We start from the raw sequence: 15,543 nt of genomic DNA, 5'->3' as shown, positions 1-15,543 counted from the left end.
CTGCCCGAGAGAAGTAATCCCTACATCCGACTTGATGGCCGGCGCAAACCGGCGCAGTCTCTCACTAAATCCCCGCGGGGGGCGGGGGTCGCGCGCGGATGCGCGGGGGACATCATCCGCGGATGACAATCATGAATGCCACGGCGATCCGACTGGTCATTCCGTTGCTGGCACTTGCCGCCGGCGGCACGGCGGCGCTCGTCTTCGGCATCCGCCAAACCCAGCAAATCCTGGGCGGGAGCACGCCTTTGACGGCGACGGCACCATCCGCGCCGGCGGCTCCGACGCGAGACCAAAACAAGACCGCGCTGGCAAAGGCACAAACCGAGACCGCGGCACTGGCCGACGTGCTGGCGGGACCGGCGCCGGCACCGGGCGGCGACGCGGTGCCGGAGTTCGACGTCGTCAACATCGAACCGACCGGCGAGACCGTTGTCGCCGGCCGGGCGCCACCGGGCACGACGGTGGAACTGCTGCGCAATGGCGAGGTGCACGATCGCGCCGTGGCAGACAAGTCCGGCCAGTTCGTCATGGTCCCGCGCCCGCTTCCGCCGGGAAACTATGACCTCACCCTGCGCATCACACGCGACGGCAAGCAGGTGACCTCCAAACAAAGCGTGGCGGTGGCGCTCGAGGCTGCGACGAGGGAGCGGCCGATGGTGGCGCTGATGGCGCCGGACAAACCGGTCCGCGTGCTGTCGCAACCTGCGGCCACGGCGCCGGCGGCTGGGAAAGTGGCCATCGAGGCCGTCGAGACTGAACCGGACGGCAAGCTCCATGTGAGCGGTCAGGCAGCTCCCGGCGCGACCGTCAGGCTCTATCTCAACGGCAGCTTGATCACGTCCGCGACAGCCGACGAGGCGGGGCACCTCTCGGTCACGATCAACAAGGGCGTGACCGCCGGCAACTATCAGGTGCGGCTCGACGACGTCGACCCCGCCTCCGGCAAGGTCCGCGCGCGGGCCGAGGTGCCGTTCAACGTTCCGGACACGATGACGACCGCATCGATCCCGGCATCGCCAACCTCGTCCGGCCGTGCGGATATCGCCAAACCACAGCTCGCCGCCGCGGCAACCACCACCGCATCTGATGTGAAGTCCCCCTCCGCCGTGATCGTGCCGAAGATCACCACGACCACTGTCGCCCGCGGCGACAGCCTGTGGCGGATCAGCCAGCGCGCATTCGGCGCCGGACAGCGCTACGCCGTGATCTATCGGGCCAACTCGCAGCAGATCCGCAATCCCAATTTGATCTATCCCGGCCAGGTCTTCGTCGTGCCGGCAAAGTGAGACCGGCCTTTCGCCAACGGTCACTTGCCGGGGGATTTCAGGAACGCCACGATCCTGGCGCGATCCTCCGCCGAGCGCACGCCGGTATACGGCTTCATGCCGTTGCCCGACACCACGGTCTCGGGATCTTCGATGAAGCGCAGCAGCGTGCTCTCATCCCAGACGATGTCGGATGATTTCATCGCCTCCGAATAAGGAAAGTTCGCAACCGATCCGGCCTTGCGGCCGACGACATTGTGCAGGTTCGGGCCGACGCGATTGTCGCCGTCCTTGACGGTGTGGCAGGTGCGGCAGGAATTGTTGAACGCCTGCTCGCCGGACACGCCCGCATCCTGACCATGGGACGGCGACGGCGCCAGCGAAATCAGCCCGCAAACGACGACGATGAATCCCGACCGCATCGATCACTCCGTCGGCAATTGCGCCAGGCAAACAGGCGCGCGCAGCACCACGTCTCGGGTGCCATGCCGTCAACGCAGAGGCGCCGTGAAAGGTCCGCTCGCGGCAGGCCCCACATCTGGCGCAGATGCGCGCGCCGCACTAGATGTGCTGCCATGCAACACCCCGCCCTCGAGGATTTCGTCGCCGGCCACCAGCGCCTGTTTGTCCTGACCGGAGCCGGCTGCAGCACGAATTCCGGCATTCCTGATTATCGCGACAGCGACGGCAACTGGAAGCGGACGCGCCCGGTGACGATCCAGACGTTCTTGGGCGAGGCGGCGACTCGGCAGCGCTATTGGGCGCGCAGCATGGTGGGCTGGCGGCGGTTCGGCCGCGCCGCGCCAAATGGCGCGCATCGCGCACTGGCCAAGCTCGAACAGCAAGGGCGCTGCGAGCTGCTGCTGACGCAGAATGTCGACCGCCTGCACCAGGCCGCCGGCAGCCAGCGGGTGATCGACCTGCACGGCCGATTAGACGTGGTGCGCTGCCTCGGCTGCGGCGCGACGATGCCGCGCGAACAATTCCAGGACGAGCTCGCGCGACGAAACCCCGCCTGGCTCGCGCTCGATGCCGCCGACGCACCCGACGGCGACGCCGATCTCGAGCAGGATTTTTCGTCGTTCGTGGTGCCGGTCTGCGAGGCCTGCGGCGCCGTGCTGAAACCCGATGTGGTGTTCTTCGGCGAGAATGTGCCGCGCGATACGGTCGCGTCAGCGCAGGCCCATCTGGCGCAAGCCGATGCCATGCTGGTCGTCGGCTCCTCGCTGATGGTTTATTCCGGCTTCCGCTTCGTCCAAATGGCAGAGCAGCGCGGCCTGCCGATTGCGGCGGTCAACCTCGGCCGCACCCGCGCCGACGATCTCCTGACGCTCAAGGTCGAGGATAGTTGTGAGAGCGCGCTGGCGTTCTTGCTGTAGGCCGCTGGCCTCTCCAGGTCATTGCGAGCGAAGCGAAGCAATCTATCGTCACCCCACGCGCGGAGGGATGGATTGCGTCGCGGAGCCTGTCATCCGGCGGCGCCTTGCGCCGACCGGGTGGCTCGCAATGACGGAGCAAGCGGTCACAACCAGCTCTTACGCGCGATGGCGCGGCGCCTTGGCCATCGGCATGTTGGCGTTCCAGTGCGTCCAGCTGACGCTGGCGAGGCTGCCGAGATCCGTCGCCAGCGGGCGACGGGTACGGCGCTCGTACTCGGCGATGCAGCGGCCCGACTCGCCGATCTTGCGCTGCAATTCGTCGATCGTCATCTGCGTCGCGCGGCCGCAATTGGCCTTACCGAGCTGATCGGCCTCGATCGCCTTCAACGCCGCCCGCAGCTTCTTGAGCTGCGCGCGCTGCCAGGCAATGTGACTATCGCTGTCTGCCGTCATGTGGCCGCCACCATCTTCGATCGTTGCACGCCATTGGGAACCTCGATGTCGACCTCGAGCATCGAGACGAACTTGCCACGGTCCATCCGGACCACGACCTTGTCGGGGTCGACGTCGATATGTTTGGAAACCACGCTCAGGATTTCCGAACGAAGTGTCTCCAGGAGATCCGGCGCGCCGGTCCGGCCACGCTCATGCGAAAGCAGGATCTGCAACCGCTCCCGCGCGACGGGCGCCGATGCGGCGCGGCCGCCGAACAGCCGCATTACGTTCATCATGCCGCCCTCCGTCGCAGTAGCCGGTCCATCAGCCCCTTGCGTTGAACCGGTACGGTCATCTCCACCGCCTCGCCCATCAGGCGGCGTACCGCGTCGGTATAGGCCCGCGCCGGCGCGCTGCTTGCTGCGTTCAGCGTGACCGGACAGCCGACGTTGGAGGCGCGCAGCACGTCCTGGCTCTCCGGGATGATGCCGAGCAACGGCGTCGCCAGGATCTCGAGGATGTCGTCGATGGTCAGCATCTCGCCGCGCGCGGCACGCGAGGGATCGTAGCGGGTGATGAGGATGTGCTTCTCGACGCGCTCGCCCTTCTCGGCCCGCACCGTCTTGGAATCGAGCATGCCGATGATGCGGTCGGAATCGCGCACCGAGGAGACTTCCGGATTGGTGACGATGACGGCCTCGTCGGCAAAGCGCATCGCCATGGACGCGCCGCGCTCGATGCCGGCCGGGCTGTCGCACAGGATCCAGTCGAATTTGGTCTTGAGGTCGGCGATCACGCTCTTGATGCCCTCTTCCGTCAACGCGTCCTTGTCGCGGGTTTGCGAGGCCGGCAGCAGCCAGAGATTCTCCAGCCGCTTGTCGCGGATCAGCGCCTGCGGCAGCTTCGCGACGCCCTGCACCACGTTAATGAGATCGAACACCACGCGGCGTTCGGCGCCCATCACGAGGTCGAGATTGCGCAGGCCGACGTCGAAATCGACGACCACGACCTTCTGACCCATTTGTGCGAGCGCCGCGCCGAGCGCGGCGGTTGAGGTCGTCTTACCGACCCCGCCCTTCCCAGACGTCACGACCAAAACCTTGGCCATTCTCTCTCTCCTTGTGGTCGGTCAGTTCAATGGTGTGATGCGCAGCATTTCGCCCTCGAGCCACGCCTGGGCGGGCCGGTTGCGCAAGCTGTCGGCGATTTCTTCCGCAGTCTGGTAGTAGCCGTCGATCGCGAGCAGCTCGGCCTCGATCCTCTGACAGAAGATGCGGGCTGCCGAATTGCCGTTGATGCCAGCCATGGCGCGGCCGCGCAGCGCGCCGTAGACGTGGATGGAGCCGCCGGCAACGACCTCGGCGCCGGAGCCGACCGAGCCGAGAATGGTGACGTCGCCCTCGGCAAACACGATCGACTGACCGGAACGGACCGGGCTCTCCAGCAGCAGCGACGGCAACTTGGTCTTGTCCTTGTCCTTGTTTTTTTCCTGCACCTGCGGCTTCTGCGGCTCGACATGGGTGATCGCGCAGGCCCGGCCGCCGGTCAGAAGCGGCGGCATGTTGGCGCCGAGCTTCGATTCGTCGACGCCCTCGATGCCGAGGATGCGGATGTTGCGCTCACCGAGGCTGCCGATCAGATGCGCGATCGCGGTCTGGCTGAGATCGACCGCCGAGAGGTCGAGCACGATGGGCTTGCCGGTGAAGAAACCCGGCGACTTCGCCAGCGTCGCGTCGATCTCGGCCAGCCAGGACACCACAGGCACGACCGGCGAGAAAACGAACGCAACGTAGGAACGGCCGCGCATGCGGACCTGCTGACGTGCGACCTGTTGAGTTGCGTCCATCGCCCCTGACTCGGTTGTCTTGTCGAATGGTTAACAATCGGACCGCATGGTTAATCAAAGGTTAACGCGGTCAGGGTTTTCACCGATTTGGACAGCGCTCGCCCGGGAGCCTCGAAACGCGCTTTGGCGTTTGAACAGGTGCGGAATTGGGGGAGATACGACCGCGTTTTTGAGCTGGATCAATTTTCTTCGCGCCAGACGGGGTTATCATTCCGCGAGCGTTTGCAGACCACGTCATGACCCACTCCAGCTGGATCGAGATCCTGCGGTGCCCGAAATGCCGACGCACGGGCCACGCTGAGCTTTCCGAGGTCGCCCCGTTTCGCAACCGAATTGTTCGGGTCTCGGAGGAATTCGAAATTCGCGCCGACGAGCGCGGCGACGATTTCCAGTGCCGAGCCTGCAAGCTGCCAGCCCTGCCATGACAGCGCATGTCTTGGCGCGCATCCGCCAATCACGCCAAAAAATTGTCATTGGATCAATTAATTGCAGCTATTCCGGCTTGATATTCGCCGACTTGACGATCAGCCACCATTTCTCGACCTCGACGGCTGCCTCAGGTCGATCACCCTGACGAGGTCGACGCCGCAATCAAACTCCACTTGCGGGAGTTCGCGCCAAGCGTATCACCCGCCGGCAAGCGCGACCTGGCGGCGACGCGATCTATTTTGGTCTAAGAGGATTGGCCCGCCGAAGACCCGCGACTTCGTCGCGGGCCTCCCGGGAACGGCTACGCCGATCAGTGGACCGAACGGTCGGTGCGGGCAGCGGCCCGCGCGGTCGTCATCTTGTTGCGGGGCGTCAGAACGCTGAGCTGATGCGGCGTTGCCGACGTGGTGGCAACGGGCGCCTGCTCGCGGGCATTGGCGGCGCCGATCACGCCGGCCTGCACCGCCGAGATCGGCAGGCCCGCGGCCTCGTAGGTCGGAAGTTCCGCAGCGGACGCAGCGGTTGCGATCGCGAGAGCGGCGGCAATGGCGGAGAGGGAAATCTTGATCACGGAAGGCTCCTCAATGGCACGTGAGAAGCAGAGTTAGTCAGCTATTATTGCAATGCAATATAAATGTTGCCGCACCGCACAAATAATTGATCGCCCGCGTCTCTGGCGAGCACCATGGGCCGTCGTGAAAATGCTGCTCGTTAGCTTCGGGTGCTGGCCTGCCTCTGCTTCTGTAGCGGCGTGATTGTATTCGCGGTGACGAGCGGCGTTCTCGGCGTCCTGCCGGCCGCTTGCCATTGTCTCGAAATCACGACGACCGAATCGCTGGCTCATTGCCGACAAGCCCGCACGAATTCGGCTGGTCTCCTCTGTCGACCCGATGCGTCGCTCGACCTTCCGAACCGATGATGGTGCAGGTCCACGTCGGGGTACCCAACAATGATGATCCGCCCTCCTAGAATAGCGGCTTGCCGTCCGCCTCACCGTGGTGCGATGACACCACTTTGATGCGTCGAGCTCGTCGCAGTCGTCGGAATGTTCGCCTCATCCGGAGACATCAATGCCGCGGTATTTTTTTCATATCCACGGCGGCCATTCAGTGCTCGATGATGTCGGCCTGGATCTTCCCGACATTTTCGCCGCACGGACGACGGCGATTGAACTGAGCGGCGAGATACTCAAGCACGACGTGACGGAGCCATTCTTGCGTCATCTTCGCTGGCATGTCGAAATCAGCGACAGCCCCGAGCCGGGCGGCCAGTCACTGTTCGTCCTTCAGTTTTCCATTGCGGCATGAATAGCAGCGAACGCAGCGCTCGCTTGCGGCGCCTCGTGGCCATCTTAAAACTTCGCGATGGAGCGAAGCGTGCAAGCTTGATGTCCAGGAGGAGTACTCTGAAAGCCCCGGAGACACGCTGAGCTAAAGCTGCAATTCCCGTCCATTGTGGACGGACCAATCGCCGGCTTGCTTTGGCTCGCAGAAACCAATCACGACTACACAACGGAGAAGACGCTTCGCCGAAGCGCTTTCAGATATCACCGCCTGGTGTCTCGAATTTGTATTCGCGCCTAGACCTGACCTCGGAGGTCCCGCATGACAGCAAGGCACATCTGGTACGTCTCCTTCATTGATCAACGCGATGCTCCGCCCGACAGGCACGCACGAAGGACTGCGACATTCGTATCCGAACAGGATGCGAAGCAGTTCACAAGGAAACTGGCGGAGGACCAGCGCATCGAGAGACTTTCGGCTGGAACGATCAACCCGTACCGGCCCAAACGGGTCATCGGATCGAGAGACATTGGCCAGTGGCTTGGCAAAACCTAGCCCGCCATGGTGATCCGCAGTTGAGCTTGATCCCATCGTGCAACGACGATCCATCTTTTGAAACGGCCGCGCCTGAAGAGTAGTTGCGAATGCGAATGATGAAACCAGGTTACTGCGCTCTTGCTGAACCACAAGGGATGACGCAAACCGTATTCCGATGCTTGGCTTGGGGTTTGATCCTAGGCCTCTTCATCGTCACCGATACTCCGCTGGCATTCCGTCCGCACACGTTGATATCGGCGAACATCGATCGTTTTGCAGCTCTGTTCATTATCGGGGTCGCCTTTTCGCTCGCCTATCCGAAGCACGTGCTGCCAATCCTGCTCGTCCTTCTCGCTATAGTCGTCGGCTTCGAACTCATCCAAAGAACGCTCCCCGACAGACATGGATACGTAAAGGACATGCTCGTCAAAGGCACTGGCTGCTGCGCAGGCGTCATCATCGCAACTGCCTTGCGACGCACGTTTTCCGCAATCTCCAAGCGGACAGGCAGCCCGTTGATCTAGCGCGGATGATCATCGCGCGCGAAGCTCGATGAAAAAACGCCGGCCCGTCGCCGCTATTCGACGGATGGAGACCCGGTCGGCCCGGAATATGAGACGGCAAGCGTAGCAAGGACGGTCCTGTTGCTGATCTCGAGCTTGCGGAAGATGTGGTGCAGATGAACCTTGATGGTACCGTCGGCCACCTTCAGACGGCGGCCAATCTCCTTGTTCGACAAGCCCTCCGATACCAAACGCATGATCTGACGCTCGCGGTCCGTCAGCACCGCAAGATATTTCTCCGGGATCGTCGTTTGCGCGTAAGGGATGGCTTCTTCGTACGAGGGCGGAGGCAACGTCTTCTGGCCGTCGGCGACTTGCCGCAACGTCTGCAAGAGCGTTTCGGGCTCCTCCTCGCTCAGAAGAACACCGCAAGCTCCCGCTGCTGCGAGCATCGCGAGATCGCGATCCTCAACCGAGGCGGCAAGAAACACGAGCCGCACACCAAGCGCCCCGGAATTTGCGACCTCGAGCATGGCCTGCCCAGAAATGTCAGGCATCGACATGTCCAAAATGGCGATGTCGGGCGCAAGGCTCTGTATTGCCTTGAAGCAGCTCGCAATATCATTGCAGCGAGCAACAACTTTGAAATCACGCTCTGCTTCGAGCAGGCAGTTCAGACCCAATAAAACGACTGGATATCTACTGGCAATGACTACACGACTGAAATGCATTTCCGATCAACCCTCAGTCCCCCTCAGTTCAGATCGGCGCCCATGTCATTAATAAGCTACTCCAATATGAGACATTTCAGTAAGGTTTTGTTGTCGCTGGGTCCCGTGAATCTACCGCCCGGAGCACGCCGACAAAGTGATTACACAACGCGTAATCGCAGCGACGATCCGACGCACCCTCAGCGAGTGCCCGTCGACCAGGACCAAGAGATCACCCTCGTCAGTTTGGCGGCCCCAAATGCCTATAACCAACGGTATATAGGGATATTGGGGATTAGCATCTAACATTCTTAAATATTTTCGGAGTGGGTTAAGCGCTTTTCGTCCCAGGTTTGTTCCATCGACCAAATCTGAGGAAGCTTGTTTTTACGTCGTTCTTTTCAGCTGGGCGGGCCACCAAAAATGAGCCGGGTTCAACCGTTCAACCGCTTGTATCATTGTAGCGTCCGGGAGAGTTTCCATGAGACGACGATATCCTTTTGCCATTGCGCTGGTTGGTGAAAATAGTCTTCGCAAAGAAGGCCTTGCAAGAATTCTAAATTCGGAGAATTTCGTCCTAACCTCAATATACGACGCCGATGATTGGCCCGGCGACGAGGCGCTTCAGAAAGCCCCCGCCAGTCCGGCGCTGTTCCTCATCGTTCATAGTGGCGATGATTTTCGCCCGACAGTCGAGCAAATCGACTCGTTCAAGCGCCGTCACGCGGATGCACGTGTCGCAGTTGTCGCGGATCACTTTCAACTGAATGATCTGGTTGCCGCATTCCGAGCCGGCGCCACCGGATATTTCATCGACGTGATGAACTGCGACGCGTTCATCAAGTCCATCGAACTCGTCATGATGGGTGGGACGGTATTCCCGCCGGCATTTTTGGAGTCCGCTCTCGATACCGAGAAACGCGAGCTGGACGATGCCCCTGTAGCCAACGATGACGATCATGCCGTCGCAACGGCAGATGACACGCTGGCTCAGCAACTTTCGCCGCGGGAAGTTTCAATCGTGCAGTGCCTGATTGAAGGCGATTCCAACAAGTGCATTGCGCGCAAGATCAAGATTGCCGAAGCCACGGTGAAGGTTCACATCAAGGCGATCCTTCGCAAGATTCGGGTTCAAAACAGAACGCAGGCAGCAATCTGGGGATTGAACCATCGATCTGCGGCTTGGTCGAGAAACAGCAGTTCGGCGCATCAGATCGTTGACGTGACCGAGCGGCTCCTCCCACCCGGCCGGGAAATTCCCAAGATCGCGAGAGCGGGCCGGCCGGCACCACTTGGCGCGATCGACCATGCGGAGAACTACTTCGAAGTCTCCCTCACCAACGGCCATACCCGCAAGGACATGAGCAAAGCCGACGGGGCGATCCGACTGCGGAAATAGCCGAGACTCGTCCGGTCTGGCGCATCGACATCACCGCGCGGGATGATTTCCCGCGCGCGGCGAGCATTGACCACGCAGACGCGAAACGGAAGCGGAAATGATCTTGTTGACCGGCGGTGCCGGCTATATCGGATCCCACATCGCTGTCGCGCTACTCGACGCCGGGCTCGATGTCGTCGCGGTCGACAATCTTTCCAACAGCAACAGCGCCTCCCTCGAACGGATACGAGCCATCTGCGGGCGATCGGTCATTTTCCGGCATGCCGATATCCGCAATGAAGAGGCGATCTACCAAATCCTGCGCGCCCACGACGTGACCGCGGTCATTCATCTCGCCGGCCTCAAGGCGGTGGGCGAGTCCAGCGCTCAACCCATCACCTATTACGACAACAACGTCGTGGGAACGATGCGGCTCGTGTCCGCCATGACGCGAGCATCCGTCAAGACGCTGGTCTTCAGTTCATCCGCAACCGTTTACGGGACACCCGCGTACCTGCCGCTGGACGAGAAGCATCCTGTCGCACCGATCAATCCGTACGGCCGCACAAAATACTTCATCGAAGAAATACTGAAGGATCTTCATGAGTCCGACAAGGATTGGCGGATTGCCATCTTGCGCTACTTCAATCCGGTTGGCGCCCACGAAAGCGGACTGATCGGAGAAGATCCCCTGGACGTGCCGAACAATCTGTTGCCGATTGTAGCACAAGTGGCGATCGGACGGCGTCCGAAGGTGCATGTTTGGGGAAACGACTATGATACTCCGGACGGCACCGGGATCCGTGACTTCATTCACGTTGTCGATCTTGCATCCGGACATCTGAGCGCCCTGAGCCAACTGAGACAGCCCGGCCTTCTGACGGTCAATCTCGGAACAGGAAGCGGCAGTAGCGTCATGGACGTGATCCAGACATTCAAGGAAGTGAGTGGCCGGCCAGTCCCGTATGTGATCGACCAACGCAGGGTCGGTGACGTCGCAACCTGCTATGCCGATCCAACTCTCGCGAAGAACCTGTTGGGCTGGACATCAACGCGATCGCTGACACAGATGTGTGCCGACCATTGGCATTTCCAGATGAAGAACCCGAACGGCTATCGCGGCGCGTAGTCGGCGAGAGCCGTCTGCGTCTTCGAGAATTTCTGTCTTGTTCGAGGCCTGCTCAATCCCGCGCAAGGCAGACGACTGCTCTCATCGGCCAGCTCAAGTAGCGCCGCCTGGTTAAGCCACCACTCACCAATGCTCGCAATTCGCAGAATGGCAGGATGACGCACCGAGTATTGGTTAATCCTTAATTGCTGCCTTCACTTGCTGTACGACAAGGCATCTTCGGGAACTGCAGGCTATCGTCCTGTGAACCGACTTTCGGTTCAAGGTAGGACGGAATGCTTCTGGACAACGAGACGACTGGCGCCACCATGTGTTCCGAGAGCTTCCGCGCTCGCGACCGTGGGGAGCCGGAAGCCCGGCTCACAATAGGCCAGGTCATCGGTCGAACTGCCAGTCAGTTTCCGAACCAGCCGGCGATCGTTTCGAGCGCTTTCGAGCCTCTGACATACAACGGTCTTGAACGCCAGTTGAACGCAATCCGCCGGCGGCTGCGCTTGGCCGGCTTCGATTGCAATACCCGGATCGGGGTCCTGATGCCGAACGGCCCGGAGGCGGTTCTCGCCATCGTGGCAGTCGCCTGCTGTACCATCGCGGTTCCTCTCGACCCACGCCTCTCCCTGCCTGAAATCGAGCAGCGTCTCGACATGCTGAACCTGAGCGCGCTCGTTGTGCTGCAGGGCAGTGCCCCTGAAGCTCGCCAAGCCGCGGCCCGGAGAACGCTTGCCATCATAGAAGCCGCTCCGGTCGGACAGGGCCAGCTTGGACTCGAGATCGCCGTGCAAGTTGCCGGCTCCCCTGCCATCGACGCCGAGCCGGATCCGCGCTCCCCCGCCTTCATTCTGCAGACGTCGGGCACGACCGCGCAGCCGAAGCTCATTCCGTTCAGTCATGACAATATGCTGGCGGCAGCCGAACGCCTTCAGGCCTGGTTCGGCCTCACGTCCCGGGACCGATGCCTGAGCGTGTCGCCCCCCTACTATTCCCATGGGCTCAAAGTGACGATCTTCACGCCGTTGCTGACCGGAGGCAGCATTGCCATCCCGGCGAACAGTGCCGTCGTCGCACTCGATGAGTGGTTCGATGTCCTGCGGCCGACCTGGTACTCGGCAGGCCCTGCGCTTCACACCGCGGTGCTGGACAAGGCGCAGGGCCTCGAGAATGCACAGGCTGCGCACACTCTGCGGTTCGCGATGTCGGGCGGCGCGCCGCTCCCGAGAGCCGTGCAGGACGGCCTGCAACACGCTCTCGGCGTGCCGGTGCTGGAGCATTACGGCTCCAGCGAGGCGGCCCAAATCGCCGCCAACCAGCTGCCGCCCGGTCCGAACAGGCCCGGCACCTGCGGAAGACCCTGGCCCGATACTGTGGCGATCGTTGGCGAGGATGGACATCCCTTGGCAGCCGGCGAGCGCGGAGAGATCTGGATTCGTGGACCGACCGTGACGTCGGGCTATCTCGATGCGCCGGAACTCAATCAAGCCGCTTTCACGAAGGGTTGGTTTCAGACCGGCGATATCGGCAGCCTCGACGAAGACGGCTTCCTTTCGCTGCACGGCCGCCTGAGCGAGCTGATCAATCGCGGCGGTGAGAAGATTTCTCCCGCCGAGATCGAAGCCGCGCTGTTGCGACATTCGGCGATCGCCGAGGCTGCGGCCTTCGCGATCTCGCATCCGCGCCTGGGCGAGGACGTCGCAGTCGCCATCGTCCTTCATCGCGGCGCGCAGGCGAGCGCTGCGGAGCTTCGGCTGTTCCTGCAACGCGAGCTGGCCTCGTTCAAGATTCCGAGACGTATTCTGACGCTCGACCATCTGCCGAAGGGGGTGACGGGAAAGGTTCAGCGGCGACGTCTGCGCGAGCTGGTCGACCGGCCACGGGGGCACCAGGCGACGATGCCGGAGCCCGTCGCGAACGGGCCGTTGAATTTGGAAGCCGAGTTGCTGACCCTCTGGCGCAGGCTGCTCAAGAACGAGGCCGTGACCGTTGACGATGATTTCTTTGCCAGCGGCGGAGACTCCCTTCTCGCCATGGAGATGCTGATCGAGGTCGAGCGGCTTGTCGGCTATCCCGTGCCGGAAACCATCATGTTCGGGGCAGAAACCGTCCGGCAATTTGCCGCAAGGGTTTCCGTACCAACGGACACGTGGACGACGCCGTTCTTCCAGCCCCATGCGCCTGGCACGCGGTCTCCGCTGTACTTTTTCAACGGCGACCTTGTCAGCGGCCACGCGAGCGTGCGGCGGGTGGTAGAGCTTCTGGGGCCGGATTATCCGATCATCTCGATCAATCCCCACGGTCTTCATGGCGAGCCGATTCCGGGCTCGATCGAGGCGATGGCCGCCGACCGCCTGCCGTTCATCCTGGCAAGGCAAGCGAGCGGTCCCTTTCTTCTGGGCGGCAAGTGCAATGGCGCCATGGTGGCGTTCGAAGTGGCCCGCCAGCTGATGGCTGCCGGCCACACGGTTGATTTGGTTACGATGGTGGACCCGCCGACTGTCAGTGCCCGTCCAATGCCGCGGGCGATCCTGGGGCTGCTGAAGCCGCTGGTTTCCCCCTATCTCTTGCGTTGGACCTTCGAGCAAATGGTGAGACTGGAGCGATATTTGAAGCTCCCGGCGAACGGGCGGACTGCGATCGCCAAGGTCGAGATTCCAACGGCGTTGTGGGACGCTCATTCAATCGCAATGGCGCGGTATTGTCCGGCGCCGCTCGAGATCCCGGTGGCCTTTTACGCGGCCGACCACGATGGCCGAGCGTGGCGGCATCTCAGCTCTCAACTGGAATTGATACAGGTGCCTGGCGGACATCCCGGCTGCCTGTTGATCGGTGCGGAACTGCTCGTGGATCACCTGCGGCGGAGATTTGAAAAACTCGCCTCGGGATCGAGCGCCACGTGAGAAATCGGACGTCAGCCATGACACGCCCCGATGAGCGGGCGGAGGATCGAGGCCGTCGGACGCCGAAGGCAGGAGCGCGCTGCACCCGCCTCGAACCCGGTCGATCGCAGCTTCACCTCGGCACAGTTGCAGCGCTGGCACAAGCAGCTACCGTGGGTAATCAGAAAGGGTCCGCACCTCGATCGAATTCCGGATATAATATCCGTTATCGACCTCCGCCGAGACAACGGTCAGAGATGCCCAACCACGACGTGTCCGCCAGAGGGATGCCTGTGTGTGACCAGCCCCCCATCATCGGACCTTGCATCGGATTTTGCGCGAGCATTGCGGCTGGTCCTTCGGTCTTCCCGTCGCAGCGCGCGTTCGGTCCTCTGGCGTTGGAACGGGAAAGCATGCCTGAGACGGTTACCGATGTCAGCCTGGATGCCCTGGAGAGCATTGCGTGGCTTGAAACCTCATGGAAAGAGCTCGAAGCGCGAGTAACTCACTCGTTCTTCTTGTCCTGGCTCTGGATCGGCACTTGGCTACGGCACATCCCGAAGGGCGCGCAACCACACGTCCTCGTGGCCCGGTCATCAGGCAAGATCGTTGGCCTGGCGGTTGTTTGCCGACGGAAAGCGTGGAGTCTCGGGCCGTATGCACGGACACGTTGGCTGCTCAATGAAACGGGAGATACTCGTTTCGACCGATTGTTCATCGAGTACAACGGTATCCTTGCAGAGCAATCCGATGCCATCATATCGGCAGGTCTCAATGCGTTGACGTCCCGCTTGCGCCGCTCGGATCAGTTGGTGCTCTCCGGAATTGATCCGGACCTTGAGGCGACCGCCAGTCGCGCCGCAGGCCGGGCCGGGCTCGTGACCGAGGTGAAACAGGCTGACGCGGCATTGTGGGTTGATTTTGCCCCAGTCCACCAGCGAGGGGGGGACTATCGCGCCACATTGGGCCGCAGTACGCGCCAGGCCGTGAACCGCGCCATGCGGTTGTATGCGGAACGCGGCCCCGTTGAATTTCGGATCATGGAAACAACGACGGAGGCCCTCGCCGCGTTCGATTTGCTGAGCGACTTTCATCGGTCGCGATGGGGACGCAGGGGAGCCTTCGTCAATCCCGGCTTCCGTCCGTTTCACGAGGAGCTCATTGCGCGGGGAGTCCCCACGGGGGCCGTTCGCATCTCACGGACGCTGGTCGGGAACGAGACAATTGGGGTCGTGTACAATTTCGTGCACGACGGGCGTGTCCTGAACTACCAGAGCGGCTTTCTCTATGAGAGCGATAGCCGGCTCAAGCCCGGGCTCGTCAGCCATGTGCTGGCTATTGAGGACAGCATTGCACGCGGGGAAAGCGGCTACGATTTCCTGGCCGGTGGCGGCGGGCACAAGTCCCATCTGGCCAACAGGGAGCAAGCCATGACGTGGATCGCTGTAGGCAGAGACAGTCCAGAGCGCCACATCGAGGCCAAGCTCCGCAGTGCCAAGCGGATGCTACGAACCATTGCCACGAATCTTCCAAAGAAGACCGCGGCTCTGTATTCCGTATTCGGGACTGGTTCCTAACCGATCGGTTTGGGCTCCTTGGCGAGAACCAACGTCCGGGTCGGCGATGTGGCCATGTCGGTGCAGCCTCCCTTTTTGACTGCCGGCCGGTCCAGGCGCTTACGCCTGGACTGCATCCATTGACCGTCTAGCGGTCCAATTCCCCTAGGAATATTCCCCCGCTTGCGCTTTTGGCGGAAGGACGCGGCGGTTTGCCACC

General features: G+C 61.8%; 16 protein-coding genes. 9 read left to right on the top strand and 7 right to left on the bottom strand.

The window, feature by feature from the left end; translation table 11 throughout:
- Nucleotides 1-131 precede the first annotated feature (131 nt).
- Entirely contained in the window at nucleotides 132-1,289 is a 1,158-nt protein-coding gene (locus RX327_RS03030) for an Ig-like domain-containing protein (RefSeq protein ID WP_317249438.1), read from the top strand.
- 20 nt (nucleotides 1,290-1,309) lie between these two features.
- Here the strand turns inward: RX327_RS03030 and RX327_RS03025 are convergent, their stop codons facing one another.
- Complete coding sequence (locus tag RX327_RS03025) at nucleotides 1,310-1,690, bottom strand: c-type cytochrome (protein ID WP_317249437.1); 381 nt, start codon at nucleotides 1,688-1,690, stop codon at nucleotides 1,310-1,312.
- Between the two features lie 153 nt (nucleotides 1,691-1,843).
- Here RX327_RS03025 and RX327_RS03020 point away from each other — a divergent pair, with 153 nt between their 5' ends.
- A complete protein-coding gene (locus tag RX327_RS03020) occupies nucleotides 1,844-2,647 on the top strand; it encodes an NAD-dependent protein deacetylase (RefSeq protein ID WP_317249436.1) in 804 nt (267 codons plus the stop codon).
- Nucleotides 2,648-2,803: 156 nt separating this feature from the next.
- Here the strand turns inward: RX327_RS03020 and RX327_RS03015 are convergent, their stop codons facing one another.
- From RX327_RS03015 to minC, 4 genes are read right to left on the bottom strand one after another with little or no spacing between them, the layout of a single operon-like run.
- Complete coding sequence (locus RX327_RS03015) at nucleotides 2,804-3,100, bottom strand: hypothetical protein (protein WP_016842303.1); 297 nt, start codon at nucleotides 3,098-3,100, stop codon at nucleotides 2,804-2,806.
- Nucleotides 3,097-3,375 carry a cell division topological specificity factor MinE gene (gene minE, locus RX327_RS03010; RefSeq protein WP_026192121.1) on the bottom strand — a complete coding sequence of 93 codons (279 nt, stop codon included), beginning with the start codon at nucleotides 3,373-3,375 and terminating at the stop codon, nucleotides 3,097-3,099. The genes RX327_RS03015 and minE overlap by 4 nt, the downstream gene beginning before the upstream one ends.
- Complete coding sequence (minD, locus tag RX327_RS03005) at nucleotides 3,375-4,190, bottom strand: septum site-determining protein MinD (protein ID WP_317249435.1); 816 nt, start codon at nucleotides 4,188-4,190, stop codon at nucleotides 3,375-3,377. Before minD ends, minE begins: the two co-directional genes overlap by 1 nt.
- A 21-nt stretch (nucleotides 4,191-4,211) precedes the next feature.
- Nucleotides 4,212-4,928 carry a septum site-determining protein MinC gene (minC, locus tag RX327_RS03000; protein WP_317249434.1) on the bottom strand — a complete coding sequence of 239 codons (717 nt, stop codon included), beginning with the start codon at nucleotides 4,926-4,928 and terminating at the stop codon, nucleotides 4,212-4,214.
- Between the two features lie 236 nt (nucleotides 4,929-5,164).
- Here minC and RX327_RS02995 point away from each other — a divergent pair, with 236 nt between their 5' ends.
- Nucleotides 5,165-5,353 carry a hypothetical protein gene (locus RX327_RS02995; protein ID WP_157347893.1) on the top strand — a complete coding sequence of 63 codons (189 nt, stop codon included), beginning with the start codon at nucleotides 5,165-5,167 and terminating at the stop codon, nucleotides 5,351-5,353.
- 314 nt (nucleotides 5,354-5,667) lie between these two features.
- On the opposite strand, the gene RX327_RS02990 is transcribed toward RX327_RS02995, so the two are convergent.
- The gene (locus RX327_RS02990; RefSeq protein WP_028335247.1) at nucleotides 5,668-5,928 is read right to left on the bottom strand and encodes a hypothetical protein; all 261 of its coding nucleotides are present in this window, start codon (nucleotides 5,926-5,928) and stop codon (nucleotides 5,668-5,670) included.
- A gap of 499 nt (nucleotides 5,929-6,427) precedes the next feature.
- Here RX327_RS02990 and RX327_RS02985 point away from each other — a divergent pair, with 499 nt between their 5' ends.
- Together RX327_RS02985 and RX327_RS02980 are read left to right on the top strand one after the other, a co-directional pair.
- On the top strand, nucleotides 6,428-6,664 hold the full coding sequence (locus RX327_RS02985) for a DUF6894 family protein (protein WP_028335246.1): 237 nt from the start codon (nucleotides 6,428-6,430) through the stop codon (nucleotides 6,662-6,664).
- A gap of 620 nt (nucleotides 6,665-7,284) precedes the next feature.
- Complete coding sequence (locus RX327_RS02980) at nucleotides 7,285-7,701, top strand: VanZ family protein (protein WP_082190530.1); 417 nt, start codon at nucleotides 7,285-7,287, stop codon at nucleotides 7,699-7,701.
- Nucleotides 7,702-7,754: 53 nt separating this feature from the next.
- Here the strand turns inward: RX327_RS02980 and RX327_RS02975 are convergent, their stop codons facing one another.
- The gene (locus RX327_RS02975; RefSeq protein WP_225162391.1) at nucleotides 7,755-8,411 is read right to left on the bottom strand and encodes a LuxR C-terminal-related transcriptional regulator; all 657 of its coding nucleotides are present in this window, start codon (nucleotides 8,409-8,411) and stop codon (nucleotides 7,755-7,757) included.
- A 460-nt stretch (nucleotides 8,412-8,871) separates the two neighbouring features.
- On the opposite strand from RX327_RS02975, the gene RX327_RS02970 reads away from it, so the two are divergent.
- The 4 genes from RX327_RS02970 to RX327_RS02955 all read left to right on the top strand — a co-directional run bounded on the left by RX327_RS02970 (nucleotide 8,872) and on the right by RX327_RS02955 (nucleotide 15,344).
- On the top strand, nucleotides 8,872-9,789 hold the full coding sequence (locus RX327_RS02970) for a LuxR C-terminal-related transcriptional regulator (RefSeq protein WP_028335244.1): 918 nt from the start codon (nucleotides 8,872-8,874) through the stop codon (nucleotides 9,787-9,789).
- 97 nt (nucleotides 9,790-9,886) lie between these two features.
- The gene (gene galE / locus RX327_RS02965; protein ID WP_028335243.1) at nucleotides 9,887-10,897 is read left to right on the top strand and encodes a UDP-glucose 4-epimerase GalE; all 1,011 of its coding nucleotides are present in this window, start codon (nucleotides 9,887-9,889) and stop codon (nucleotides 10,895-10,897) included.
- 275 nt (nucleotides 10,898-11,172) lie between these two features.
- Nucleotides 11,173-13,788 carry an AMP-binding protein gene (locus RX327_RS02960; RefSeq protein ID WP_317249433.1) on the top strand — a complete coding sequence of 872 codons (2,616 nt, stop codon included), beginning with the start codon at nucleotides 11,173-11,175 and terminating at the stop codon, nucleotides 13,786-13,788.
- Nucleotides 13,789-14,180: 392 nt separating this feature from the next.
- Entirely contained in the window at nucleotides 14,181-15,344 is a 1,164-nt protein-coding gene (locus RX327_RS02955; protein WP_050384001.1) for a GNAT family N-acetyltransferase, read from the top strand.
- Nucleotides 15,345-15,543 lie beyond the last annotated feature (199 nt).

Source organism: Bradyrhizobium sp. BEA-2-5 (assembly GCF_032918025.1).
Classification (GTDB): Bacteria; Pseudomonadota; Alphaproteobacteria; order Rhizobiales; family Xanthobacteraceae; genus Bradyrhizobium; species Bradyrhizobium pachyrhizi.
The sequence above is the reverse complement of the archived record's forward strand: the minus strand, read 5'-3'. Positions and strand labels throughout refer to the sequence as shown.